Origin of the sequence: Sphingobium terrigena (assembly GCF_003591655.1) — a bacterium.
Classification (GTDB): Bacteria; Pseudomonadota; Alphaproteobacteria; order Sphingomonadales; family Sphingomonadaceae; genus Sphingobium; species Sphingobium terrigena.
The window spans coordinates 175398-201969 of record NZ_QVRA01000007.1; the positions used below are offsets into that span (position 1 = coordinate 175398).

General features: G+C 62.4%; 23 protein-coding genes. 15 read left to right on the plus strand and 8 right to left on the minus strand.

Translation table 11 applies throughout. The features are described from left to right. Position 1: 1 nt before the first annotated feature. Complete coding sequence (locus D0Z70_RS10285) at positions 2-3154, minus strand: efflux RND transporter permease subunit (protein WP_119745999.1); 3153 nt, start codon at positions 3152-3154, stop codon at positions 2-4. 3 nt (positions 3155-3157) lie between these two features. Then, positions 3158-4306 carry an efflux RND transporter periplasmic adaptor subunit gene (locus D0Z70_RS10290; RefSeq protein ID WP_119746081.1) on the minus strand — a complete coding sequence of 383 codons (1149 nt, stop codon included), beginning with the start codon at positions 4304-4306 and terminating at the stop codon, positions 3158-3160. A 117-nt stretch (positions 4307-4423) separates the two neighbouring features. On the opposite strand from D0Z70_RS10290, the gene D0Z70_RS10295 reads away from it, so the two are divergent. Then, positions 4424-5026, plus strand: a complete 603-nt coding sequence (locus tag D0Z70_RS10295; protein ID WP_119746001.1) for a TetR/AcrR family transcriptional regulator — start codon at positions 4424-4426, stop codon at positions 5024-5026. Between the two features lie 31 nt (positions 5027-5057). Here D0Z70_RS10295 and D0Z70_RS10300 read toward each other — a convergent pair whose 3' ends face one another. The 3 genes from D0Z70_RS10300 to D0Z70_RS10310 all read right to left on the minus strand — a co-directional run bounded on the left by D0Z70_RS10300 (position 5058) and on the right by D0Z70_RS10310 (position 10357). Further along, the gene (locus D0Z70_RS10300) at positions 5058-7937 is read right to left on the minus strand and encodes a M16 family metallopeptidase (protein ID WP_119746003.1); all 2880 of its coding nucleotides are present in this window, start codon (positions 7935-7937) and stop codon (positions 5058-5060) included. A gap of 266 nt (positions 7938-8203) precedes the next feature. Continuing rightward, positions 8204-9586 (minus strand): DEAD/DEAH box helicase, encoded by a 1383-nt coding sequence (locus D0Z70_RS10305; RefSeq protein ID WP_119746005.1) that lies wholly within the window; start codon positions 9584-9586, stop codon positions 8204-8206. A 300-nt stretch (positions 9587-9886) separates the two neighbouring features. Then, positions 9887-10357, minus strand: coding sequence for a pyridoxamine 5'-phosphate oxidase family protein (locus D0Z70_RS10310; protein WP_119746007.1), 471 nt, complete (start codon positions 10355-10357; stop codon positions 9887-9889). Positions 10358-10454: 97 nt separating this feature from the next. Between D0Z70_RS10310 and D0Z70_RS10315 the strand changes: the two genes are divergently transcribed. The 10 genes from D0Z70_RS10315 (at position 10455) to D0Z70_RS10360 (ending at position 18145) form a co-directional block, all read left to right on the plus strand. Further along, positions 10455-11030, plus strand: a complete 576-nt coding sequence (locus D0Z70_RS10315) for a NifU family protein (protein WP_119746009.1) — start codon at positions 10455-10457, stop codon at positions 11028-11030. 82 nt (positions 11031-11112) lie between these two features. Continuing rightward, entirely contained in the window at positions 11113-11742 is a 630-nt protein-coding gene (gene tsaB / locus D0Z70_RS10320) for a tRNA (adenosine(37)-N6)-threonylcarbamoyltransferase complex dimerization subunit type 1 TsaB (RefSeq protein ID WP_119746011.1), read from the plus strand. Further along, on the plus strand, positions 11739-12218 hold the full coding sequence (locus tag D0Z70_RS10325; RefSeq protein ID WP_119746013.1) for a GNAT family N-acetyltransferase: 480 nt from the start codon (positions 11739-11741) through the stop codon (positions 12216-12218). The genes tsaB and D0Z70_RS10325 overlap by 4 nt, the downstream gene beginning before the upstream one ends. 111 nt (positions 12219-12329) lie before the next feature. Beyond that, complete coding sequence (locus D0Z70_RS10330; RefSeq protein ID WP_119746015.1) at positions 12330-12758, plus strand: Ros/MucR family transcriptional regulator; 429 nt, start codon at positions 12330-12332, stop codon at positions 12756-12758. Positions 12759-12881: 123 nt separating this feature from the next. Further along, a complete protein-coding gene (locus tag D0Z70_RS10335; protein ID WP_119746017.1) occupies positions 12882-13304 on the plus strand; it encodes a Fur family transcriptional regulator in 423 nt (140 codons plus the stop codon). A gap of 130 nt (positions 13305-13434) precedes the next feature. Further along, entirely contained in the window at positions 13435-14091 is a 657-nt protein-coding gene (locus tag D0Z70_RS10340; protein WP_420820376.1) for a lysophospholipid acyltransferase family protein, read from the plus strand. Between the two features lie 7 nt (positions 14092-14098). Next, entirely contained in the window at positions 14099-15448 is a 1350-nt protein-coding gene (gene miaB / locus D0Z70_RS10345) for a tRNA (N6-isopentenyl adenosine(37)-C2)-methylthiotransferase MiaB (RefSeq protein WP_119746021.1), read from the plus strand. A gap of 101 nt (positions 15449-15549) precedes the next feature. Beyond that, positions 15550-16551, plus strand: a complete 1002-nt coding sequence (locus D0Z70_RS10350) for a PhoH family protein (protein WP_119746023.1) — start codon at positions 15550-15552, stop codon at positions 16549-16551. Positions 16552-16676: 125 nt separating this feature from the next. After that, entirely contained in the window at positions 16677-17192 is a 516-nt protein-coding gene (gene ybeY / locus D0Z70_RS10355) for an rRNA maturation RNase YbeY (RefSeq protein ID WP_119746083.1), read from the plus strand. Between the two features lie 8 nt (positions 17193-17200). Next, entirely contained in the window at positions 17201-18145 is a 945-nt protein-coding gene (locus D0Z70_RS10360) for a hemolysin family protein (RefSeq protein ID WP_119746025.1), read from the plus strand. Between the two features lie 192 nt (positions 18146-18337). On the opposite strand, the gene D0Z70_RS10365 is transcribed toward D0Z70_RS10360, so the two are convergent. Next, positions 18338-18985, minus strand: a complete 648-nt coding sequence (locus tag D0Z70_RS10365; protein ID WP_119746027.1) for a histidine phosphotransferase family protein — start codon at positions 18983-18985, stop codon at positions 18338-18340. Between the two features lie 101 nt (positions 18986-19086). Beyond that, on the minus strand, positions 19087-19488 hold the full coding sequence (locus D0Z70_RS10370; protein ID WP_119746029.1) for a M67 family metallopeptidase: 402 nt from the start codon (positions 19486-19488) through the stop codon (positions 19087-19089). A gap of 17 nt (positions 19489-19505) precedes the next feature. On the opposite strand from D0Z70_RS10370, the gene D0Z70_RS10375 reads away from it, so the two are divergent. The 4 genes from D0Z70_RS10375 (at position 19506) to mtgA (ending at position 23619) form a co-directional block, all read left to right on the plus strand. After that, positions 19506-20462, plus strand: a complete 957-nt coding sequence (locus D0Z70_RS10375; RefSeq protein ID WP_119746031.1) for an RluA family pseudouridine synthase — start codon at positions 19506-19508, stop codon at positions 20460-20462. Positions 20463-20539: 77 nt separating this feature from the next. Continuing rightward, on the plus strand, positions 20540-21454 hold the full coding sequence (gene rpoH, locus D0Z70_RS10380; protein WP_119746033.1) for an RNA polymerase sigma factor RpoH: 915 nt from the start codon (positions 20540-20542) through the stop codon (positions 21452-21454). Between the two features lie 147 nt (positions 21455-21601). Further along, positions 21602-22891: an MFS transporter gene (locus tag D0Z70_RS10385; RefSeq protein ID WP_119746035.1), complete on the plus strand. Its 1290-nt coding sequence runs from the start codon at positions 21602-21604 to the stop codon at positions 22889-22891. Between the two features lie 32 nt (positions 22892-22923). Continuing rightward, entirely contained in the window at positions 22924-23619 is a 696-nt protein-coding gene (gene mtgA, locus D0Z70_RS10390) for a monofunctional biosynthetic peptidoglycan transglycosylase (protein ID WP_119746037.1), read from the plus strand. A 122-nt stretch (positions 23620-23741) separates the two neighbouring features. On the opposite strand, the gene D0Z70_RS10395 is transcribed toward mtgA, so the two are convergent. Continuing rightward, positions 23742-26324, minus strand: coding sequence for a TonB-dependent receptor (locus tag D0Z70_RS10395; protein ID WP_119746039.1), 2583 nt, complete (start codon positions 26322-26324; stop codon positions 23742-23744). Positions 26325-26572 lie beyond the last annotated feature (248 nt).

Below are 26572 nucleotides of genomic sequence, written 5' to 3' on the forward strand. Positions count from 1 at the left end.
TTTATGCCTCCTGCGGCGCGGCAGGCGGTGCCTGCTCATGGGCCGCATCATGGGTCTTATGTTCCCGGAACAGCCGCTTCACCACAGTGAAAAATACCGGCACGAAGAAGATGGCCAGCACGGTCGCCGACAGCATCCCGCCGACCACGGCCCAGCCGATCGCATTCTGGCCACCGGCCCCTGCCCCGGACGATACTGCCAGCGGCAGCACGCCAAAGATGAAGGCGAAGCTGGTCATCAGGATCGGCCGCAGCCGCAGCTTGCCCGCTTCCAGCGCCGCCGCAGCGGGCGACATGCCCTCGCGCATCTTCTCCTCGGCAAATTCCACGATCAGGATCGCATTCTTCGCCGACACGCCGATCGTGGTGATCAGGCCGACCTGGAGGTAGATGTCATTGTTCAGCCCCGCCAGCGTCGCCGCGATGACCGCGCCCAGCACGCCCAGTGGCACCACCAGCAGCACCGCAATCGGCACCGACCAGCTTTCATAGAGCGCGGCAAGGCACAGGAACACGATCAGCATCGACAGCGCATAGACATAGGGCGCCTGCCCGCCGGACGTGCGTTCCTCATAGGAAATGCCGTTCCAGCTATAGCCGATGCCAGCAGGCAATTTGGCGGCATATTCCTCCATTGCCTGCATCGCGTCGCCGCTCGATACGCCAGGTGCAGGCGCGCCCATGATGTTCATCGACGGCACGCCGTTGAACCGTTCCAGCCGGGCCGGTCCCTGCGTCCATTCCGTCGTGGCGAAGGAGGAAAGGGGTGCCATGACGCCGCTGCTGCCGCGAACATGCAACGCCCCGATGGACTCAGGCGTCGTGCGGAACGGCGCATCCGCCTGCACGAACACGCGCTTCACCCGATCGCGGTCAATGAAGTCATTGACGTAGCTGCTGCCCAAATTGGTGCTGATCGTGTCGTTGACGTCCGCCTGGGCGATACCCAGCGCACCCGCCGCCGCCTGATCGACGGTCAGCTTCAACTGCGGCGTATCTTCCAGACCGTTAGGCCGCACCTGCGCCAGCCGTTTGTCGGCCATCGCCATGCCCAGCAACTGGTTGCGCGCCTCCAGCAGCTTTTCATGGCCGACATTGCCCTGATCCAGCAGCTGGAAGTCGAAACCCGACGCATTGCCCAGTTCCTGCACGGCTGGCGGCACGAAGGCGATCACCATGGCGGACGAGATTTTGTGCAGGGCGGCGTTGGCGCGCTGCGCCACGGCCATGACGCTGTTGTCATGCCCCTTGCGCAGCTTCCAATCTTTCATCCGCACAAAGGCGATGCCAACATTCTGTCCCTGCCCGACGAAGCCGAAGCCGGAAATGGTGAATACCGCCGCGACATTCTTGGACTCGTCCTTCAGATAATAGTCGCGCACCCGGTCGAGCGTCCGCTCGGTTTCCTCGATAGTCGCGCCGGATGGCAGCGAAATCTGGTTGATGATGCGCCCCTGATCCTCTTCGGGCAGGAAGCCGCTCGGCAGGCGCAGGAAGATAACGGCCATGCCGACCGTGACCAGGCCAAAGACCAGCATGGTCCTGCCCCAGCGCCGCTCGACCTTCTCCACGCCCTGCCCATAACGCACCACGCCCTTGTCGAACGTCCGGTTGAACCAGCCAAAAAAGCCCTTTTGCGTCGCATGGTCATGCTTGGCGGGTTTCAGGATGGTGGCGCACAGGGCCGGTGTCAGGACCAGCGCAACCAGCACCGACAGGATCATCGAGGATACGATGGTGATCGAAAATTGGCGGAAGATGACGCCAGTGGAACCACCGAAGAAGGCCATCGGCAGGAACACCGCGGACAGGACAAGCCCGATGCCGATCAGCGCACCGCTGATCTCGTCCATCGACTTTTTGGCCGCTTCCTTGGGGCTGAGGCCTTCATCCTGAATCAGCCGCTCGACATTTTCGACGACGACGATGGCGTCATCGACCAGCAGGCCGATCGCCAGCACCATGCCGAACAATGTCAGCGTGTTGATGGTAAAGCCCGCGACATGCAGGATGGCTAGCGATCCCAGCAGCACGACCGGCACGGCGATGGTGGGGATCAGGGTCGCGCGCCAGTTCTGGAGGAACAGGAACATCACGACGAACACCAGCAACACCGCCTCGACCAGCGTGTGGATGACCTGTTCGACCGACAATTTCACAAAGGTCGAATTGTCGACCGGGAAGTCATATTTGACCCAGCTCGGAAAATTCTTCGACAGCGCATCAATTTGCGCCTTCACGTCCGTGACGGTATCTAGCGCGTTGGCACCAGGTGCCAGCTTGATGCCGAAACCGGCCGCCGGATGGCCGTTGAACTTGGCACCGAAACTGTAATTTTCCGACCCCAGATCGACCCGCGCGACGTCGGACAACAGGACGACCGACCCATCACTGTTGCTGCGCAGGCGGATGGCACGAAATTCCTCCGGCGTGCGCAACCGCGACTGGGCGGTGACGGTGGCGTTGAGCGCCTGCCCCTTGGGCGATGGTGTGCCGCCGATCTGGCCGGCCGACACCTGCGCATTTTGCGCCTGGATCGCGGCCTTCACGTCGCCGGTAGTGACGCCCAGATTGGCCATCTTGTAGGGGTCCAGCCACACCCGCATCGCATATTGCGCACCCAGCAACTGGGTATCGCCAACGCCAGTGACTCGGCTGATCGGATCTTGCAGCGATGACGCGATGAAGTCGCCCGCATCCTGCTGGTCATGGATGCCGTCATCGGCATAGACCGCCATCACCATCAGGAAGCTGGCGGTTGATTTGGTAACGCGCAGCCCCTGTTGCTGCACTTCCTGCGGCAAGAGCGGGGTGGCCTGCGCCAGCTTGTTCTGCACCTGCACCTGCGCGATGTCCGCGTCGGTGCCCTGCTCGAACGTCAGGGTGATGGTCAGATTGCCTGCGCTGTCGCTGGTGGACGAAAAATAGCGCAGATTGTCGATGCCCTTGAGCTGCTGCTCGATGATCTGGGTCGTCGTGCTTTCCAGCGTCTGGGCGTTGGCACCCGGATAGCTGGTGCCGATGCTGACCGTGGGCGGCGCGATTTCAGGAAATTGCGCGACGGGCAGCGATCGCATGGCGAGCAGGCCCGCCAGCATGATGACGATGGCGATGACCCATGCGAAGATGGGCCGGTCGATAAAATAACGGGCCATGATTTACTGCGCCCCGCCAGTGGACGCCGTCACCTGCTGTGGCGCGCCGGGCTTGACCACCGTGCCGGGGCGCAGATTGACCAGCCCTTCGACGATCAGCCGGTCACCGGCCTTCAGACCGCCGGTGACGATCCACTTGTCGCCCACCGCGCGATCGACGGTCACCTGGCGCATTTCCGCCTTATTATCTTTGCCAACGACCATCGCGGTCGCCCGGCCACGCGCGTCGCGGCTGATGCCCTGCTGCGGGGCGAGGATCGCCTGAGTGCGTTGCCCCTCGATCATCTTTGCGCGGACATACATGCCCGGCAGCAACAGCCCGTCGGGATTGGCGAAGGACGCGCGCAATGTCACCGCGCCCGAGGTCGGATCGACCGACACTTCGGAAAATTGCAGCCGACCCTCGATCGGATAGGCGCTGCCATTGGGCAGCAGCAACTGAATACGCGCCCCATCCGCCCCGCTCACTCCGCCATTCTTCATCGCCTGCTTAAGGTCAATGATCTGAGCGGCGGACTGGGTGACATCGACATAGACAGTGTCGGTGCGCTGGATCGTCGCCAGCGGGTCTGCCTGCCCCGCCTGCACCAGCGCGCCGGGTGTGAATAGCGACCGACCGATCCGGCCGGAAATGGGCGCGCGGATGCGGGTGAAATTCTGGTTCACCTGCGCTGATTGCACCGCGCCACGCTGCGCTGCAACATCAGCGCGCGCCTGCTGCGCAGCGGCATCGGCATTGTCATATTCCTGACGACTGACCGCATTGATGCCGACCAGTTCCTTGTAGCGCTGCGCCTGCAAGCTGGTCGACCGGATCGCGGCATTGGCCCGCGCCAGTGATCCCTGCGCCTGCGCGACGGCAGCGCGATAGGGGGCATCCTCAATCTCGTAGAGCAATTGCCCGGCCCGCACGACGCTGCCCTCGGCAAACAGGCGGCGACGGATCACGCCGCTAATTTGTGGCCTAACTTCAGCTGTTTCCACCGCCACGATCCGCCCCGGCAGTTCGTTAAGCAGCGGCGCGGAGCCAGTCGCCAGCGTCACGACGCCGACGGCCGGTGGCGGCGGCGCGGGCGGCGGGCTGTCCCCGCAAGCACTAAGCGCCAGCGCTGACGCGCACGCCAGCAAACCGATGAATTTCCCCTTTTGCATCGCGCATATTTCCGTTTTGAAAGGATACTGGTAGGAATGAACGTTCATTCCGCTTGCGCCGCAGGTAGGATCATGCCAAGACTAATTCAAGAGAGAAAAAAGACCGAGGGGTAAAAAATGACCGCAGTGCAGCAAGATCATCCAGCGTCCGAAAAGACGGGTAAAGAGCGGATTATGGCGGCTGCGCGCGACCTGTTCGACAGTCACGGCTTCCACCAAACGTCGATGGCGGAACTCGCAACGGCGGCAAAAGTTTCGGTCGGGCAGATTTATCGCCTGTTCAAGGGCAAGGAAGATATCATCGCCGCCATCGTCCAGGCCGATGCCGACGAACGCTGCCTGCACATGGAAGCGCTACGCAACCGGCTCAACGGAGGCGAACTGACGATAGAACAGACGTTCGATCAGTTGCTGCTGCATACCGTCGATGAAAAGGATGAGGCCTTGTCGTTCGACATCATGGCCGAAAGTTTCCGCAACCGTCCCGTAGCCGACACGATTGCCGCGATGTGCGTGCGCTTTCGTCACTATATCCGCGACTTTGCCTGTGCCGCCAATCCAGACCTGTCGGGCGAAGCGCTGGACGGCGCGGAAGAAATTGTCCTCGCCTGCATGTTTGGCCTTGGCCATCGCAGCCTGTCGCGCCCCAGCCTGAGCGCGGCGGACACCGCCCGCCTGTCCGCCCGTATGATCGTCGCGGCGCTGCGCGCGATCCGCTAAGCCATGCGCTGACAGATCGCTCCCAAATCCACTATTTCGCCGCCACTCCTTCTGGCAGCACAACCGCCGACCAGCTTTTTGCCGGGACCAGGTAGCGCGCGGCAAGCGCCTGCAACTGGGCCGGGGTGACGGTCAACATATCCTGCGCCATGGTCTGCATCGCTGAGACATAGCGGGCGTCATGGGTCGCACCCTCCATCTGGTTCATCCAGAAGGCGTTGCCCGTCCCTGCCCGCATCAGCATCTGCCGCATCGGCGCGACCGCGCGCTGCAATTCATCGTCGCTGACCGGCTTGCTGGCCAGATCAGCCGCGGTCGATTTCACCACATCGTAGAAATAGCCGATCCGGTCGGGCCGCACCTGGCTGGTCACGAGGATATAGCCGCCGCTCTCATAAGAGAAAGGCCAGCTATTCTGGACACTGGGCGAATAGGCCGCACCCTCGGTCGATCGCAGCCGGTCGAACAGCCGATCGTTGAAGATCTGCGTCAATATCTCCAGCTGGCGCGCTTCCTTTTGCAGGGCGAAGCCGCCCGATGTTGGCCATGCCATGACGGCAGCGGCCTGTTCCTTGTCCCCCTTGTGCCGCAGCACGACCGGTGTTTCGACATGGGGGGGAAAGCGCATCGCCCGGTTGGCCGTTGGTACCGGCGTATCGGGACGCGGCGGCAGCGCCCCCAGAGTCGCAGCCACCGCCGCGATGGCGTCATCCGCCTTCACCTGCCCGAAAATCTGCACCTCGATCGGCCCGGACGCGAGCACCGGTTCCCATGTCGCGCGGAAGGCCTGGGGCGTCAGGGCGTTGATTTCGGCGAGCGAGGGCGTACGGAACCGCACATCCTTGCCACGCAGCAACCAGCTGAGGTCACGGCTTAACACCGCGTCGGCCGAACGAGTCATGGCGTCATAGGCAACGGTCGCGCCGGTCTTGACCCGCGCGATCGGCGCAGGATCCCAGCCGGGCGCGCCCAGCTTGGTCGCGAACAGACGCAACTGGTCCTTATAGTCCGCCGGGCGCGTCACCGCCTGCAACTCGAATGCATCCTCGTCTGTCGCAAAGTCCATGCCCATGCGGCGACCGTTGGTCAGATCGTCCAGTTCCCGCTGCCCCAGCGTGCCGATGCCGCTGGCAACCAATGCATAGTCGCCTGCCCAACTCGCCACCGGCTTGGTCGGCGAGAAAGCCTGCTGGCCATGGCCAAAGCGCACATTGATCCGCACCTTTTCAGTTTCGGCATCATTGGCGAACAGGGTCAGCTTGACCCCGTTGGAGAAAGTGATGCTCTCCATCCCCGGCAGGCCGATCGGCGTGCGGGACACGACAGTCGCCGGTGCGCCCAATTTGGGCAGGTCGGCCATCGTCACCAGCTTGTCCGCCAGCCGCGCATTGGTCGCGGCCTTGACCGGCGCGGCGACGGCGGTGGCGAGCTTTGCGTCCAGCCCCGGCTGCGCCTTGCCCGTCACCAGCAGGGTACGGAACACGCCCGCGGAAAATAGCCGATTGGTGGATTCAAGGATCTTGGCGGGCGTCATGGTCGCCTTGCCCGACCGGAAAATGCTGAGCGCCGCGTCGGGACTGACCGTGGTTTCGCGAATATCGACCGCGCTGATCAGGTCGCTGGCCTGCTTGGCGCCAGCTTCCGTATCGGCATTTTCGACCTGGATCGCCAGGGCCGTGTCCATCTGCGCATATTCGCGGTCGATCTCGGTCTGGCTGGGCGGCGTGGTCTTGGCGTCCTCCACAATGGCGCGCACGTCGGCCAGCGCCTTTTCCCAATTATCGCCCGTCGGGATGATCGTCATGAACGTGCCGTCGACCGACCGGCTGACATCCTGCTGCTCGACGCTCGATTGCAGGAAGCTGCCGCCGCTGCGTGCGGCCTGCTCCAGCCGCCGGCTGATGATCTGCAACGCCAGCATGTCGGTCAGCTTGTCCTGATTGTACAGGATAGTGTCGGCGCGCGGTTTCCACGGGCGCAACCACGCCAGCGTCATGCCCAGCGGCACCCCCGGCTCCACCGCGACGCGGGTCGCGGGAAATTTGGGATCGGGCGTGCCGAAATCGGGCAAAGGCGCGCCCTTGCCCGGCACCGTCCAGCCGCCAAACTGCTCCTTGATCAACTGTTCGGCCAGCGCCGGGTCGATATCCCCCGCAATCGCGATCACCGCATTTTCCGGGCGATACCAGCGCTGGTGAAACGCCGTCATCTTGGCCGCCGTTGCCGCATTGAGCGTTGCGACCGTACCGATCGGCGCATGGTCGGCCAGTGGTTGTCCGGCAAAGAAATGCAGGCGGCTGATGTCGGAAATCCGCATCTGCGGCCCGTCACCCTCGCGCCGTTCGGCCAGCACGACGGCGCGTTCGGCATTGACCGCGCTGTCGATGATATTGGGATCGGCCATCATGCCCGACAGGATTTTCAGGCTCTCGCCCAGCGTCTGCTGCGTCGCCTGCGGCAGGTCGAGCGCGTAACTGGTGCCAGTCGGCGTCGTCTGCGCATTGCTGTCGCTGCCAAAGGTCACGCCCAGCCGCTGCCAGATACGCTTGGATTCGCCATCGGGGACATGGCGTGACCCGCGAAAGGTCAGATGCTCCATGAAATGGGCGTAACCCTGTTCGTCGGGCCGCTCCATCAGCGATCCCGCGTCGATCCGCAGCCGGACCGACACCTGCCCCGGCGGCACGCCATTGCGACGGATCGCATAGCGCAACCCGTTGGACAGCGTGCCAAAGCGCCACGCCGCGTCAATCGGCACATCGCTATTTTCATACAGCCACGGCCGCACCTGCGGCGCAAGCGCACCGCCCGCAACAGGATCGGTCCGGGCAGCGAGTGGCGCGGGCGAACCCGTCAGCAGCAGGGCGAGGACAGTCAGCGAAGCGGCGGTGCGCCGTGGGGAAAATCTCATAGGCCGGAGAGCCTAACGGGATTTTCCTGAATGGCTACTGACAAAGACGGTCATGGGAGGGACGAAAATCTTCCCCTACAGGAGATCATTGCGACATTCACCATCCATAGATTTTTACGTCATCCCCGCGAAGGCGGGGATCCATCTCCGGACCTAAAATCAAGACGATAAGGTGGGAGATGGATTCCCGCCTGCGCGGGAATGACGGCGTCTTATGGGATTGTTCGAATCTCACAACGCCCCCTTGGCAAGGGGAGGAGCTTTAATCAGCGCGGCGCGCCGGTGCGCTGGACGGCGCCCTTATGCGCGCCGACGGCACCACCGCTGCGGCGACGGCGGAAGGGGCGCTTTTCGCCACCCTCTGCGTCGGGGCGATGGGCGCGGTCGGGGGTGCCGCGCTGCTGCTTCTGACCGTCCTGATATTTGCGCTGGCCATCGGCACGACGTGCCTGCTGCTGCGGCGTCTGGCTCGGTCCCTTCTTGGGGGCGGCAGGCTTGGGCAGGTTGCGCACCGCTTCCATGAAATTCTCCGGCAGCGACTCCATTTCCAGCTTGACCCGCGTCGCCTTCTCGATGGCCTTCAGATAGGGGCGCTCATCGTCCGCCACGAAGCTGATGGCAATGCCTTCGGCCCCGGCGCGCGCGGTGCGGCCAATGCGGTGGACATATTGTTCGGCCACGTTGGGGATTTCAAAGTTGATGACATGGGACACGCCCGACACGTCGATGCCGCGCGCGGCAATGTCGGTCGCGACCAGCAGCTTCACCTTGCCCTGGCGGAACGCCTGGAGCGCGGTGGTGCGCTGGCCCTGGCTCTTGTTGCCATGGATCGCGAATGCCTCGATCCCCGCGCCTTCCAGGAAGCGCACGACGCGGTCGGCACCATGCTTGGTGCGGGTGAAGATCAGCGCGCGGTCAATATCTTCGCTCTTCAGGATCAGGTGGAGCAGCGCCTGCTTCTCGCCCTGATTGACGAAGGTCGCGCGCTGATGGACGCGCTCGGCGGTGGTCGATTGCGGTGCGACGCTGACCTTGACCGGATTGTTCAGGAACTGGGCGGCAAGCGCCTCGATTTCCTTGGGCATGGTGGCCGAGAAAAACAGATTCTGGCGATCGGCCGGCAGCATCTTGGCGACGCGCTTCAAGGGCTGGATGAAGCCCATGTCCATCATCTGGTCCGCTTCGTCGAGGACGAAGATTTCGGTGTCCTTGATCGTCAGCGCGCGCTGGTCGATCAGGTCGAGCAGGCGACCCGGCGTCGCAACGACGACATCGACGCCACCCGCCAGCGCGCGAATCTGCTTGTTGATCGGCACGCCGCCAAACACGGTTTCGACTGACAGTTTCAGGAAACGGCCATAGTCGCGGAAGCTCTGCGCAATCTGCGCCGCGAGTTCGCGGGTCGGGGCCAGCACCAGCATCCGGCAGCCCTTGATCGGCGTCGCCCTGGGGTTACGCGCGAAATAATCGAGGCTGGGCAGCGCGAAGGCCGCGGTCTTGCCGGTGCCGGTCTGAGCGATGCCGCACAGATCCTTGCCTTCCAGCAGGACGGGGATCGCCTTTTCCTGAATCGGGGTCGGGGTCACATAATTTTTGGAGGCAAGCGCCTTCATGATCGGCTCAGCCAGACCAAAGTCATTGAATTGCATTTAGAAAACTCACAAGTCGGCCTTGGCGCCAACTTGCTCTGCGGACGCAGGAAGGGCGCGAGGCGGGTTACGAAACGACCCGCGTGAAAAGGGAAGCCTCAAGCTTGGCGCAGACTCTCATTGGCCGGTCCGTGGTCCTTGAGCGGCTGTTCCAGCCACCCAGGTTGCGGACGATCACGCTGCCAATCGCTGTGGAACCGTCATGGTCCCTCTGCTGCGCTGCAACGCATATGGCGAAGATACAGGCAAATAGCAAGCGGCCGTGCGGAATGGCACGGCCGCTGCGATCATATTGTAACGTTAGAGCGAGATTTCAGCGTGCTTGGATTCCATTTCCTTGGCAACATCCCCACCGAACATCATCTTGAACACCCCGACAATCGACAGGTCGGCCAGCCAGATTTCCGCGGTGCCAAGGTCAAAGCGCAGCATCAGCAGATTGGGATCGTTGCGGCCACCTTCATACCAGGCCTCGACTTGGCTTGACCAGTAACGGTCGATCACCGCCGGATCGCTTTCCTCGACCAATGTGCCGTTGATGCAGGCAAACAGGCCGTGATCCTTGGCCGCGAACTGGGCCATGGCCGGGCCGCCGGGGGCCAGGCGATTGTCGCGCGACGTATAGAACCAGAAACAATGATCCGCGTCGCGATCAAGCTGCGCCGTCATCGGCAGGCTATGCTCGTGACTATTATTCAGCCCCACCATCAGGAAGGGGCTTTTGCTCAGATCGCTCCAGAAATGTTCGCGAATATCTTTTTCGGTCGCCATTTGATCTCTCCTGCTGGGTCATTGCGAATAATCGACAGCCGCCAGCGAAGTTCCCGAAACGCTTGATCTTAGCCCCGCACATCTCCACATAGCGGCCATGCTGATCGAGACCGAACTCACGCCCAATCCGGCGACCATCAAATTCCTCCCCGGCCAGGCGGTCATGGGCAATGGAACCCGTGACTTTGCGACCCCTGAAGAGGCGGAAGCTTCACCGCTTGCTGATGCGCTGTTCAGGCTCGGCGATGTCACTGGCGTGTTCTTTGGTGGCGACTTTATTTCTGTGACAATAGCGCCCGGATCGGAATGGCGCGACGTCAAGCCGGACGTGCTGTCGATCCTGCTGGAACATTTTTCCGCCAACATGCCGCTATTTGCGCCAGGATCGGCGGCGGGCATAGCCGTACCTCTGGATGACGACGCTTTTGGCGATGACCCGGAAGATGCCGAGATTGTCGCGCAGATCCGCGACCTCATCGACACTCGCGTCCGCCCTGCCGTCGCCAACGACGGCGGGGACATCATCTATCGCGGCTTCGACGAGGGCACCGTATTCCTCCAGTTGCAGGGTGCCTGTGCGGGCTGCCCTTCCTCCAGTGCGACGCTGAAAAACGGGATCGAGCAACTGCTCAAACATTATGTCCCAGAAGTCACGGAAGTCCGCGCGGTCTGATCAGGGCGGCCTTCCCTTTCCTCCATTTGGCAAATCGCCGCGGATCGACTAACCGCAAGAGAAGTCTTGAGGGGAGTATCGTTTGCGCCTGCTGGTGATTGACACCGCGACACAGGCTTTGTCCGTGGCGCTGCTGGAAGAAGGCGTGCCGGTCGCGCGCTTCCATGAAATTGTCGGGCGCGGCCATGCCGAAGCTTTGTTGCCCGCCATTGCCGCCCTGCCCGATGGCGGGCGCGCCGACGCCATCGCCGTCAATGTCGGTCCCGGCAGCTTCACCGGCGTCCGCATCGGCATCGCCGCCGCCCGCGCGCTGGCGCTGGCCTGGGGACTGCCACTCCACGGATATAGCGCCCCGTCGCTGATCGCGGCGCAGGCCGCGCAAATCCATGCCAGTGACGGGCCGATCGCCGTCACCATCACTGGCGGTCATGGCGAACTCTTCTGGCAATGCTTCACTGCCGATGGGCTGAGCGCGACCACGCCGATCGCCTCGACCGCTATCGCCACTCTGGCAACGCAGCTTGATATCTCTACCCTTTATGGCACCGGAGCTGAGGCACTGGTGACAGCGCGCGGCCATGGTGCCGCTGTCAATCTCTATCCCGATGCGGCGGATTACAGCCTGATCGCCGCCCTGCCCGCCCTCCCCCCGACGCCGATCTATGGACGTGGTGCCGATGCGCAGACCATGGCGGAGCGCGCGGCGTCATGATGCCGGGCCTTGTCCTCGACACCTATGACCAGAGCGAGCGCAACGCGATGGCGGACGCAATGGCGGTGATGGAGTCCGCCTTCGATCCGGTTTTTGGCGAGGCGTGGACCTTACCGCAACTGGCCGGCGTCATGATGATGCCCGGCACATGGCTGACGATCGCGCGCGTGGACGCGGCACCGCTGGGCTTTGCGCTGGTGCGATCCGTGCTGGACGAGTGCGAATTACTGCTGCTGGCGGTCGATCCGGCCTGGCGCGGGCGCGGCATTGGCGGAGCGTTGCTGCGCGACAGTTTGCGCACTGCACGTCGCAAAGGCATCACATCCATGAATCTGGAAGTGCGCGCCAGCAACAATGCTGTCCATCTTTATGAGAAGGCAGGATTTGAATATGTACATCGTCGCCCCGGTTACTATCGCGGTAATGACGGACAACTATATGATGCTCTAAGTTTTCGCATCGACATGCTGGCGTGAAGCCATAAACTCTTGCGAAAATGATCGGCAAGGTCTAGCGCAGCCGTACCGCTCCTGAAATGAATCTCGTAGGACGGGTCGCACAACAATAGCCTTACAGGATACAGGACAATGGAAATCGAATCCGCCCAGAGCGAACTGCTTATTACTTTGACGTCCGACATTGTCGCCGCGCATGTTTCCAACAACAGCGTGTCCGTCTCTGATGTCGCCGCTCTGATTCAGAATGTCCATGCCGCCTTGTCGGGCCTGAGCGAACCGATCACCGTACCGGAAGTAAAGCCCGAACCCGCCGTTTCGGTGCGTTCCTCGATCAAGCCCGATTTCATCATCTGCCTGGAAGATGGCAAGAAACTCAAGATGCTAAAGCGCCACCTGATGACTCATTATCAGATGACGCCCGACGACTATCGCGCCAAGTGGAACCTGCCCGCCGACTATCCGATGGTCGCTCCCAACTATGCCGAACAGCGTCGCTCGCTGGCCAAGAAGATTGGCCTTGGCACCAAGCGTCGCCGCACGGGCAGCGCCGCAAAGTAATCCGCCCGGCTGACGGAACGGTCTTGCGTCTGGGGGCACATGTCGGCATGTGCCCCTTTACGCGACGGGAAAAGCCGCTAGGCTTTGTCTGACTGTCCGCACCTCTAAAGCCAGCGAGACTCCATGAACCGCAAGATCGACGTCGAAGCCCTGTGCCACGAAAAGGGGCTGCGCATCACCGAACAGCGCCGGGTGATCGCCCAGGTGTTGAGCGATGCCGTCGACCATCCCGATGTCGAGGAGTTGCACAAACGGTCTGCCGCGATCGACCCTGGCATTTCGATCGCCACCGTTTATCGCACCGTGCGCCTGTTCGAAGAAGCGGGGATTTTGGAGCGGCACGACTTTGGCGACGGCCGCGCCCGTTATGAGGCCGCGCCCGAATCGCATCACGATCATCTGATCGATGTCGAAACCGGCAACGTCATCGAATTTGTCGACCCCGAACTGGAACAGTTGCAGAAGCAGATCGCCGAAAAGCTGGGTTTCCGGCTGGTCGATCATCGCATGGAATTGTACGGCGTCGCCCTAGACCGGAAGAACTGACGCACTGCTGCTGCTCCGCCGCTGGACGCGCATAGCCGCGCTGATCGCCAGCCTGCTGCTGTGCCTGTTTCCCCATTTGCTCTGGCGCCTCCTGCGTCTTCGATCCCCCTGGCCGCGCCGCTTTCTGGCGATGGCCGCACGTTCGGTTGGGGCACGGGCGCGGATTGCGGGGCAACCGCACGACGGCGATATGTTCCTGCTCGCCAATCATGTCAGCTGGATCGACATATTGGCCATGGGCGGCGCGACCGGCGCGGCCTTTGTCGCGCATGACGGCATTGCCCGCTGGCCGGTGGTCGGCTGGCTGGCCGCGCAGAACAACACCTTATTCGTCGCCCGTGAACGGCGCGGCGCGCTGTCTGGGCAGATCGACGCGCTGCGCGCCGCCATGCTGGGGCATCAACCGGTTGCGCTTTTCCCCGAAGGCACGACCAGCGACGGCAGCGGGCTGCTGCCGTTCAAGCCTTCGCTGCTTGCCGTGCTGCTGCCGCCGCCGCGCGCGGTGCTGATTCAGCCGGTGCATATCGACTATGGCGCGGCCACATCCGCCATCGCCTGGCATGGCGACGAACCCGCCGGAACCAACGCCTGGCGCATTTTGGGTCGCAAGGGGCGGCTGGACGTGACGCTGCGCTTTCTGGAGCCGTTCGATCCTGCCGATTGCGCCGATCGCAAGGTCATCGCCGCCACAGCGCGGGACGCAATAGCGGCCAGTATCGCGCAAAATGCGCCCGATAGCGCCGCATCGCAGCATCGGCCTTCCGCTACCCCCCTGCCGCCTGTATAGCTGGGCCATGAATCGTCCCCTACCGCCCAAGACTCCGGCCACTTTCCACGTCAAATCCTTCGGCTGTCAGATGAACGTCTATGATGGCGAACGCATGGCCGAGATGCTGGGCGAGCGTGGAATGACTGCCGCCACGGACGGAAACGACGCCGATCTGGTAATCCTCAACACCTGCCACATCCGCGAAAAGGCAGTGGACAAGGTCTATTCCGACATCGGCCGTATGACCCGCGAGGATGGCAGCCGCCCGATGATCGCCGTCGCTGGCTGCGTCGCGCAGGCGGAGGGCAGCGAGATCAGCCGCCGCGCCAAGACCGTGGACATCGTCGTCGGCCCGCAAGCCTATCACCGCCTGCCCGACCTGATCGCAAAGGCCGGTCGCGGCGAAGCGGCGGTCGATACCGATATGCCCGCAGAGTCGAAATTCGACGCGCTGCCCGTCCGCACCAAACAGGCGCGACCCACCGCTTTCCTGACAATCATGGAAGGGTGCGACAAATTCTGCACCTATTGCGTCGTCCCCTATACGCGCGGCGCGGAAATCAGCCGGTCGTGGGACGCGATCATCGACGAGGCGAAAGCTTTGGTCGATGGCGGGGTCAAGGAAATCACCCTGCTGGGCCAGAATGTGAATGCCTGGACGGGCGAGGATGACAAGGGCCGCGCGCAGGGCATGGACGGGCTGGTTCGCGAACTGGCGAAGATCGACGCACTCCAGCGTATCCGCTACACCACCAGCCACCCCAACGACATGAGCGACGGCCTGATCGCCGCCCATGGCGAGATCGACAAGCTGATGCCTTTCCTCCATCTGCCGGTGCAGTCGGGCAATGACCGCATCCTCAAAGCCATGAACCGCAGCCACAGCGTCGATTCCTATCTGCGCCTGATCGAACGGGTGCGCGCGGCGCGGCCGGACATTGCGGTGTCGGGCGACTTCATCGTCGGCTTCCCCGGCGAGACCCAAGAAGAATTTGCCGACACGCTCCGCATCGTCGATGCCGTGGGCTATGCCCAATGCTATTCCTTCAAATATAGCCCCCGCCCCGGCACCCCCGCCGCCGACATGGACGGGCAGGTAGCCGCCGATGTCATGGACGATCGCCTTGCCCGGCTACAGGCTGCGATCAACCGGCGTCAGGTCGAATTCAACGCCGCCACGGTCGGTCGCCGCACCACCATATTGCTGGAACGCACGGGCCGCTTCCCCGGCCAGCTGATCGGCAAGACGCCATGGCTGCAATCGGTTCACGTCACCGCGCCCGACCATGTTATCGGTGACATGATAGACGTCGACATCATCAGCGCCGGTCCCAATAGTCTGGCCGGCGAATGTAGCAGGAGGAAAGCCGCTTGAACCAAAGCCTCGTCATTCCCGCATCTGTGGGACGCCATCTCCCCGATTTACGGCTCCCGCCGATCCTCACGAGATGCATGACGAGCAAGGGAGGCTTTTGAATGGGCAAGAAACCGCACCAACCCCGCACCGACATCGCCGAACGCGCGCGGCTCGAAGTCACGTTTGAAAAGCCGCATCTGCTGGGCACTTTGTTCGGCCAATATGACCAGAATCTGGTCGCGATCGAAAATCGCCTTGGCGTCTATATCGCCGCGCGCGGCAACAAGTTGCAGATTGAGGGCGAGGCGGAAGCCGCCGCCCGCGCGCGCGACGTCATGACCGGCCTCTATAACCGCATCGTCGCCGGGCAACAGATTGACGCGGGCGCGGTCGAGGCTGTGATCGCCATGTCATCCGAACCCACGCTGGACGGCATCATCCGCCATGACGTGGCCGAACCGCCCACGGTGATGATCCGCACCCGCAAGAAAACCATCGTCCCCCGCTCCGCCACCCAGGTCACCTATATGGAGGCGATGAACCGGAACGATATCATTTTCGCACTGGGTCCGGCAGGCACCGGCAAGACCTATCTGGCCGTCGCGCAGGCGGTCAGCCAGCTCATCACCGGAACGGTCGACAAGCTGATCCTGTCGCGTCCCGCCGTCGAGGCGGGCGAGCGGCTGGGCTTCCTGCCCGGCGACATGAAGGAGAAGGTCGATCCCTATCTCCGCCCGATCTACGATGCGCTCTACGACACGCTGCCCGCCGAGCAGGTCGAACGGCGCATCGCTAGCGGAGAAATAGAGATCGCCCCGCTCGCCTTCATGCGCGGGCGAACGCTCGCCAACGCGTTCATCGTGCTGGACGAAGCGCAGAACACCACCATCGCGCAGATGAAGATGTTTCTGACCCGCTTTGGCGAAGGCAGCCGCATGGTCATTTGCGGCGATCCCAAGCAGGTCGATCTGCCGCAACCGGGCGCGTCGGGCCTGGCCGATGCGGTCGCGCGGCTGGACGGGGTAGAGGGCATCGCGATGGTGCCGTTCGGCATCGGTGACGTCGTGCGTCATCCCGTCGTCGGCCGGATCGTGCAGGCTTATGAGGGGCCGGATGCGTAATATAGGGTATAGTTCCGTTCGGGCTGAGCGAAGTCGAAGCCTTCACCTGAGCGAAGCGAAGGCACCTCGCTTCGCTCGGCATGGCACTTCGACAGGCTCAGTGCGAACGGAGTGGGATGTGGCCAATGATTGACGTCGCCGTCCTCCACGACACCGGCTGGCCTGGCACGGACTGGGAACTGCTCGCCCAGCGCGCCGTGTTCGCCGCCATCACCCACAGCCCCTATACCAACTTCGCGACGGACGAAGCGATGTACGAAGTCGCGGTCAAGCTGACCACGGACGATGAAGTCCACAGCCTCAACCGTGCCTATCGGGACAAGGACAAGCCCACCAACGTCCTGTCCTTCCCGATGGTGCAGGCCGACCTGTTGCAAGGCACGTCCAACACCGACGATGGCGAGGTATTGCTGGGCGACATCGTGCTGGCGGAAGGCGTTTGCGCCGCCGAAGCGACCGACAAGGGCATCTCGATCGCCGATCATGCCGCCCATTTGATTATCCACGGGACTTTTCATTTGCTTGGATATGATCATATGGACGACAATGAAGCCGAGGCGATGGAAGCGCTGGAAGTCGCGGCGCTGGCCAGCCTTGGCCTTTCCGATCCCTACGGGGATAGAGTGACATCAGGGGTATAGGACGAACTATGGCTGAGGGCAGCCCGAAGGACGGCAACGGTTCCAAGGAATCGGACAGTAGTAATGAAGGCGGTTTATGGAGCGGCATAAAGACGCTCCTGTTCGGCGATGGCGAATCCACGACCCTGCGGCAGGAACTGGAGGAAGCGCTCGACGAATATGACGAGGATGAGCAGGACGATAGCGCATCCCCGCCAGCCAAGGGCGACCTGTCGGCGATCGAGCGCCAGATGGTCCGCAACCTGCTCCATTTTTCCGAACATACGGTCGATGACGTCGCCGTCCCCCGCGCCGATATCATCGCGATCGAGGAGAAAGCGAGCTTCGCCGATCTTGCCGCCCTGTTCGCCGAAGCGGGCCACAGCCGCATCCCGGTCTATCGCGACACGCTCGATACCATCGTCGGCATGGTCCATATCCGCGACGCCTTCGCGATCCTGGCGGGCAAGGCACCCGTGCCCGACACGCTGGAGCCTTTGATCCGCCAGCCGCTCTATGTGCCTGAAAGCATGGGCGCGCTCGACCTGCTCGCCGAAATGCGCGCCAAGCGCACCCATCTGGCCATCGTGCTGGACGAATATTCCGGCACCGAAGGGCTGCTGACGTTCGAGGATCTGGTCGAGGAAATCGTCGGCGATGTCGAGGATGAGCATGACGACGCGCCCGAAGCGATGCTGGTGCCGCTGGCCGGCGGCCTGTGGGAAGCCGACGCCCGCGCCGAACTGGACGACGTCGCCGAAGAGATTGACGAGAAGCTGGGCGATATCGAGGAAGATGTCGACACGCTGGGCGGCCTGGCCTTCATCATCGCAGGCCGCGTACCGGAACCGGGCGAGATACTCGACCATGAACAAAGCGGCTGGAAACTGGAAATCCTGGCCAGCGACGGGCGACGGGTGACGCGGTTGCGGCTCCATCCCCCGGTGGAGAAGGTGCTGGACGAAGAGGATTGAGGCGGAGCGCTCTCCTGTCCTCCAGTGCCAGAAGGCTGCGCAATACCCAATTCATCGTCATTCCCGCGCAGGCGGGAACCCATCTAGCACTCTATAACCTAGATTTTATGTCGGAAAATGGGTCCCCGCCTGCGCGGGGATGACGATGATATAGGATATGGGAATCATCGCCTTACACGGGAGGATGAAACCTCACCCCGGAATGGAAGCCCCGAACAGCAACACCGGATCACCCGCAGGCGACAGCGCAATCTCGCCGCCCGCGCCGGTCACCAGCTGCCGCACCATCCATGCCGCCGCCGTGCGCGATGCCAGCCCTTCGGGCGGCAGCGTCCCTGCCAGCGCCGCGCGCAGATCGGGGTCCAGCACGACCTTCGGCCCCTCGCCCCGCACGACAATCTCCGTCACGCCCGGCCGCTTTTCCGCACCGATGTCCAACTGACCGCCGCGCACCAGCGCATCGCCGACGATCAGCGCCAGGTTGAGCAGCACCTTGACCGGCAGCTTGCCCAGCATCTGTTCCTCGACCATCCAGCCGACCTTGACCCGGCCCGTCCCGGCGAACATCCCCTCGATCGCGACCCGCGCCTCATGCGGCGGCACCGCGTCGCCAAAGCCCCCGGCAGAGCCAAAGGCCAGGCGGAAATATTTGAGTTTGTTGGCGGATGTCCGCGCGCTGTCGGCCAGCAGGTCCAGGCAGCGCTGGCGCATGTCCGGGTCGGTCTCGTCCGCCATCAGTTCCAGCCCATTGTTGAGCGCGCCGACCGGACTCAAAAGGTCGTGGCACAGGCGCGAACAGAGAAGGCTGGCAAATTCGATGCTGTCGATGGGGTGGGTCATGTCAGGGTCTGTGCCGCCGATTTTTGTGAAGAATAAGGATGGCCTGACTGGCTAATGCGCTGCTGTGCCGGGCGATGCAAGCCCGCCGCGCCGCCTTTCGTTCATGCGACCCGCAGCGTCGCCGGAGCGAAGCGCACGCCGCCAGCGCCATCCCCCTGCGCCACCCAAAGCCGCGCATCGCGCCCCGCAACGATCAGCCACAGACTGCCGTCCGGGGCAGCACAGACGGCGTCCGTGGCCGACGGCACCGCCACGCCGGAAGGATGCGAATGATAATGGCCGATGATGGGCGCTCCCCCCGCCCGCGCCGCACGGTGCGCCGCGATCAGCGCCGCCGGGTCCAGCTCGAAATGGCGCGCCGGGTCTGGCGCGACATTGATCGCGGGCGCAATCGCCTCGATTCGCCCGGCCGCGCCCAGCAACAGCCCACACACCTCCGCCCGATCCGCCGCCGCGATCGCCTGGATCTGGTCCAGCAGCATCCTTGATATTGTGACCGCCATCCCTACATCCCTAGCCAATGGGTCCGGGGGTTTCCATCATCGAAGCGACAATCGCGCAGGCGCAGGACGGGATGCGGCTCGACCGGGCGCTGGCCGACCTGCTGCCCGACCTGTCGCGCGAACGGTTGAAGGCGCTGATCAACGACGGCCATGTCCAATCGACTGGCCAGCCGATCAAGATCGGCACCACCATCAAGGTCGCGACCGGCCAGAGCTTCGCCATCACCATGCCCGCCCCGGTCGCGCTCGATAATGTGGCGCAGGATATTCCCCTGACCATCGTGCATGAGGATGCAGACCTGATCGTGGTGGACAAGCCCGCCGGGCTGGTCGTCCATCCCGCCGCAGGCAATCTGGACGGCACATTGGTCAACGCCCTGCTGCATCATTGCCATGGCCAGTTGTCTGGCATTGGCGGCGTCGCCCGCCCCGGCATCGTCCATCGCATCGACAAGGACACGTCCGGGCTGCTGGTCGTCGCAAAATCGGACAAGGCGCATGACGGGCTGGCCCGCCAGTTCAAGGATCACAGCATCGAGCGACTCTATGCCGCGATCGTCTATGGCCATCCCCTCCCCGGCACCGGTACGGTCGATGCCTGGCTTGGCCGGTCCGACGCTGATCGAAAGAAGATGGCGGTTCATCGGGAAGGACGCGGCAAACATGCCGTCACCCATTATCGCACGGTCGAACGGCTACGCGACGCGGCGATGGTGGAATGTCGACTGGAAACCGGCCGCACCCATCAGGTCCGCGTCCATATGCACCATATCGGACACCCCTTGATAGGCGATCCGGTTTACGGTAGAGAAAGAAAAGGTTTCAAATCAATACTGGAAACTCTGGGTTTCAAAAGGCAGGCATTGCACGCAAAAAGCCTTGGGTTCATACATCCGGTATCGGACGAACGGCTTATGTTCCAAAGTGCACTCCCTACCGATATGCAGGAACTGTTAAGCCTGCTCCACGTATAGACATGAACAAGTTTGCGCCGGTGTTTGTGACGCCTCTTCTGGGTCCCGCCGCGCATGAAAGGGAAAGGTGAAGCGACATGGCCAAGACGAGCAATGTCCCCGCGGTTCCGGCGCTGGGCGGTGAAGCCAGCCTCAACCGCTATCTCTCGGAAATCCGCAAATTTCCGCTTCTGACACCTGAGCAGGAATATATGCTCGCCAAGCGGTATGAGGAACATCAGGACCCTGAGGCTGCGGCCCAACTGGTTACCTCGCATCTGCGCCTGGTGGCGAAGATCGCGATGGGCTATCGCGGCTATGGCCTGCCGGTCAGCGAACTCATTTCCGAAGGCAATATCGGCCTGATGCAGGGCGTAAAGAAGTTTGAGGCCGAACGCGGCTTCCGCCTGGCGACCTACGCCATGTGGTGGATTCGCGCCTCGATCCAGGAATTCATCCTGCGCAGCTGGTCGCTCGTGAAGATGGGCACCACCGCCTCGCAGAAGAAGCTGTTTTTCAACCTGCGCCGGATGAAGAACAACATCGAAGCGTTTGAGGATGGCGACCTGAAGCCGGAGGATGTGACCAAGATCGCGACCGATCTGGGCGTGTCCGAACAGGATGTCGTGTCGATGAACCGCCGCATGGCGATGGGCGGCGACACGTCGCTCAACGTCCCCATGCGGGAGGACGGCGACGGCCAGTGGCAGGATTGGTTGCAGGATACCGATCCGTTGCAGGACGAGCGCGTCGCCGAGGAACAGGAACGCACCCAGCGCCACGAAATGCTGGTCGAGGCGATGACCGACCTTAACGACCGGGAAAAGCATATCCTGGCCGAACGGCGTCTGGCCGAAGAACCCAAGACGCTGGAGGAACTGAGCCAGGTCTATGGCGTATCGCGCGAACGTGTCCGCCAGATCGAGGTCCGCGCCTTTGAAAAGCTGCAAAAGGCGATGATGCGGATCGCAGGTGACAAGCTCAGCCATATGGCGCGCTTCGCCGCCGCCTGATCAACACGCCGACAATAGAAAACGGTCCCGGAGCGATTCGGGGCCGTTTTCATTAGACCCGGTCCATCAGCCCGCAACTGGTGCCTTGTGTACATGTGGCACGCTGATCATATGGCTGCGATCCGTTCGACGCTTGGGGGCTGTAGCATGATCTCAACCGCACTGGCCCATAAGCTGGCCGCGCGCCGCATTCATTATGGCTGGGCGGTGCTGCTCGCCACCTTCCTCACCATGCTGGTCGTGGCGGGCGCGGTCGGTGCGCCGGGCGTGTTCATGGTGCCGCTACAACGCGAATTTGGCTGGACCACCGCCGATATTTCCGCTGCCCTTGCCATCCGCTTCCTGCTGTTTGGCCTGATGGGGCCATTTGCCGCCGCCTTCATGAACCGCTTTGGCGTGCGCCGGATGATGCTGATTTCGCTGGGCATCGTCATCACCGGCCTGCTGCTGTCGCTGGGCATGAGCCAGCTGTGGCAGTTGGTGCTGCTATGGGGTGTGGTGATTGGCCTTGGCACCGGCCTCACTGCTATGGTGCTGGGCGCGACCGTCGCGACCCGTTGGTTTTCGGACCGGCGCGGGCTGGTGATGGGGTTGTTGTCGGCCAGTACCGCGACCGGCCAGCTCGCTTTCCTGCCGCTGCTGGCGGGACTGACTGACTGTTTCGGCTGGCGCTCTGCGGTGCTGCTGGTGTGCGGCACGATCCTGTTCGCCGCGCTGGTCGTGCTGTTGCTGATGCGTGATCGCCCGTCCGACCTGGGCCTTGCGCCCTATGGCGATAGCGTCATCCACCCGGTCCCGGCCCAGCCTGCTGGCCTTGGCGCGCTGCTGATGACGCCGATCACCGTCCTGCGTGACGCGGCGAAGGTGCCGACCTTCTGGTTCCTGTTCCTGTCCTTTTATATTTGCGGCGCCAGCACCAACGGCCTGGTGCAGACCCATTTCATCGCCCTGTGCGGCGATTATGGGCTGGCGGCGATCGGCGCGGCGTCGATGCTGGCGATGATGGGGCTGTTCGATTTTGGCGGCACGCTGGCGTCGGGCTGGCTGTCCGACCGGTTCGACAATCGCTGGCTGCTCTTCTGGTATTATGGCCTGCGCGGGGCATCATTGCTCTATCTGCCATTCAGCGATTTCTCGCTCTACAGCCTGTCGCTGTTCGCGGTCTTTTACGGCCTCGATTGGGTCGCGACCGTGCCGCCGACCGTCAAGCTGACCGCCCAGCGCTTCGGCCAGGAACGCGCCAATATCGTCTTTGGCTGGATCTTCGCCGGGCATCAACTGGGCGCGGCCAGCGCGGCGATGGCGGGCGGCCTGTCGCGCACCCTCTGGCACAGCTATATGCCCGCCTTCGTCGCGGCGGGAATCCTGTGCCTGATCGGCGCGGGGCTGGTCCTGCTGATCAACCGTGGTCGGCCCGCCATCTTGCAGGGCGCTTGAAACAAGGGGCCGGGGCGCGTTACGCTGGCGGCATGACCGCTACACCTGCCTCCCCTCGCCGCCGTTCCCGCTGGATCAGCATTCCGTTCAAGGTGCTGATGGGCTTCATCATCCTGTCGCTGCTGATGGTGACGCTCTACCGCTTCGTGCCCCCGCCGGTGACGATGACCATGTTGCTCGACCCCAATGGCATCACCAAGGACTGGATGAGCCTGGACGAGATCGACCCGGACATGGCGCGGGCGGCGATTGCGGCAGAGGACGGCAAATTCTGCACCCATCATGGCTTCGATGTCGATGCCATCGCCAAGGCGGCAATCCACAATGCCAGCGGCGGTCGCGTGCGCGGCGGATCGACGATCAGCCAGCAAACCGCGAAAAACGTGTTCCTGTGGCAGGGCGGCGGCTTCGTCCGCAAGGGGTTCGAGGCCTGGTTCACCATGTTGATCGAGGCGATCTGGGGCAAAAAGCGGATCATGGAAGTCTATCTGAACGTCGCGGAAACCGGCATCGGCACCTATGGCGTGCAGGCGGGCGCGATCCGCTATTTCAAACATGGCGCAGGTCGCCTGACCCGCGCCGAGGCCGCCCGTATCGCCGCCATCCTACCCCTCCCCAAACGCCGCGCCGCCGTCGCCCCCAGCGGCTTCACCCGCCGCTACGGCAACACCATCGCCGCCCGGATCGGCGCGGTGCAGCGTGACGGGCTGGACGGGTGTTTGCGGTAGAAATTTTCAAACTTCGCCCATATCGCGCCATATGATCGGCGGTAGCCGGTGATTTCCTACATTGCCACGCAAAAAGGGCGGGGATCGCGCCCCGCCCTTTCGCTTTGTCGCATTCGATCGGATCAGAAGCCGAATACCACTGTACCGATGAACGTACGGGGCGAACCTATCTGCACGAACGGCAGGTTGCTCGCGGCGGCAAATCCCGCGTCCAGGCGGCCGTCAAAGCCGCCATAATAAAGCTTGTCAAACACATTGCTGACATTGAGTTGGAGGAAGGTCTTGTCGTTCAGCCCAATGAATTTCAGACTGAGCCGCGCATCCAGATCGACCAGCGTATAAGCCGGTGCCTTGGCATTCATGACCTGAGTGCCGCCAGCGACAGCTACGCCGCCGATGATCGTCCCGCCCAGCGTAAATGGCTGATTGAGATCGTTCACGTAGCGCGGGCCGGTACGCTTGACCTGCACGCCGAGTTCGACTGGACCCAGTATCGCCTGTGCTCGGCCACCCAACGTATAGACCGGCGCACCAGATTCGCGCTTGCCTGCCGTCTGGGCATAGATGGGATCGCCCACCGCCGTGCAACCCGTGACAGCCGACGCCACGACATTGGCAGCACTGCATTCGCCGTACAGGACATCGTCCTTGATCTTCGACTTCAGGTAAGAGCCGAAGGCGTAAAGCGCAACTTCGGGGATCGGGCGATATGAAATGCTACCGTCCACGCCATATTTATCGACCCGGCCAAGGTTGCGATACAGGGTGCGATCCGTTTCCGGATCATAGGCCGACGCCAGGCGGTTCTGGTAGATCGTGTACCAGAGCGATGCCTGCACCTGGAGCTTGCTGGTGCGGTAGCGCAGGCCAAGGTCGAAATTGTCCGTAGTTTCGGGCGACGGATTGGCGGACACAGTTCCGGCCGCAAAGAAGAAACTATTGTAGAGATTATCGGTACCGGGGACCTGCAAACCCTTGGAATAGTTGCCGAACACGCTCAGCGCGCCAGTCGCGTCATAGGTCAGGCCGACATTCGGCAGCACCTTGTCATATTTCAAGACGCGGCGCTGTGGTCCCTGAATGGTGGGGTTGAGCGCAGCATATTGCGCAGCGGCGGCGCTGTTTGTTCCAAAACATTCGACGAAGCCAGTCGCGCTGGACGTGGCGCAATAGTTGGTCAGATCGCGCTTGAAGAAGGGTGCGCGGACACCAGCGGTGACCGTCAGCGTGTCGAAAAATTTGCCGCGATATTCGCCCGCAATCTGGTGAAGGATCGCCTTGGACAAGCGGTCACGCTTTTGCAGCACAGCGCCACTGGCATCCTTGAGGGGGTTGCCTTCCTCCGGGAAAATATTGACCGGCTGGCCATCGTTGCGAAGGAACTCGATCTCGCCCGTCTGGCGATGCCGAGCATAGTCGAGGCTGTAGGCCAGACGAACCGACTGATCCTCGGAGAAATTATAGCGGAGCGAGGAAATGAGGCCATAACGGCGGGTATTCGTCTCGCTGGGTGCCAGCACGCGAATGGAGTCAAGCAGGTCGCCGTCGCCATTGACGTCATAGCCGAAATAGGGGCTGCCACCGAGATAGCCTACGGCGTTGGTCACACCCGCGCCCGGATCGATATCGCGGAACCCTTCGCGCGCCGTCGCGGTGCCACCACCGTTGGCGCGGACATATTGGAAGCTGGGATCAACCGTCAGGATCAGATCGTCGGCCAGAGTGAAGCGCGAATTGATACGGATATTGCCCGTCTTGGACGGGTTGACCCGTTCATCGAACGTCGATCCGCAGCTGGTTGCCGCATCGGCGACACCAGTGATCGCTGGCATGGCGATCGTGCAATAGGGGATCACATAATCGCGCTCATCCTTGTTGTTGGGGAAGCGACTGGGGACAGCACCGACCCCATCGTTGCGGAACGTCACCGAACCGAAGCGATTGTTCGCCGCTTCGTTGTAGTGCGCCGCGACCGAGATGAAGTCGCCATTGTTTCCGATCGGCTGATAAATTTTGGCATTGAACTGCTTTTTGTCGATCTCGCCACGATTGTTGAAAATCGTGTCGTTGGTCGCCTTGCTCGCCGCAAAATAGGCTTTGGTCCCCCATGGCGTAAATACGCCGGTATCGACCGACCCGAACATGCGGAAGAAGGAGAAATCGCCTGCAGACCCCACCATCTTGACACTGAAATCGTCAGTAGGGTTGCGCGAGCGATAGTTAACGGTGGAGCCGGTTGCAGCCGCCGTGGGGCTGTCGACATCGGTCGTGCCCAGATTAACGTTCACCTGTTCGATCAGTTCGGCATCAAGCTGCTGGCTGGAATAGATCGCATAGCCGCCCGAATCGTTGAGCGGTACGCCGTCGAACGTCTGCGAAATGCGAGTATTGTCGAAACCGCGAATGTAGAGGGTGCCGCCCGCGGACCCGAACGGATCATTGTTCGAGAAGCTGACACCTGGAAGCTGGTTGATGATGTCGTTTATAGATTGGCCCGGAACCTGCCGCTCGATAAAGTCCTGATTGAGAACGCCGCGTGCCTTGCTGGTTTCAGGCATAACCACCCCGGCCACACCATTATCGATGCCCACGCCGGTTACGACGATCTCATTTTCAAAATCGATCGAGCCGGTCGACTGGGCGAAAGCGGCGGTGGGGGCGGCTACGGCGATCATCGCGGCGCTGCACATCAGAAATTGTTTCATGTGACCCTTTGTCCCTTGTTCAGGAGCGGCGCTGGAGCGCCCTGCTGTTATGCTCTTGCAAGCCGGAGCCGCCTGTGACGGCCTCTGGCGACGGCCCTGTGATGCTATGGCTGCACTTTTGTTACAATGTACAACAAGCTTTGTCACAGGTGCGAACAAAGCAGCCCCGCAGTGTGCCGGGCAAGGGGTATGGCCCATCTATATCATTGTTTTATATGTATTTTATGTCTTTTATAGCCCACTGTTTG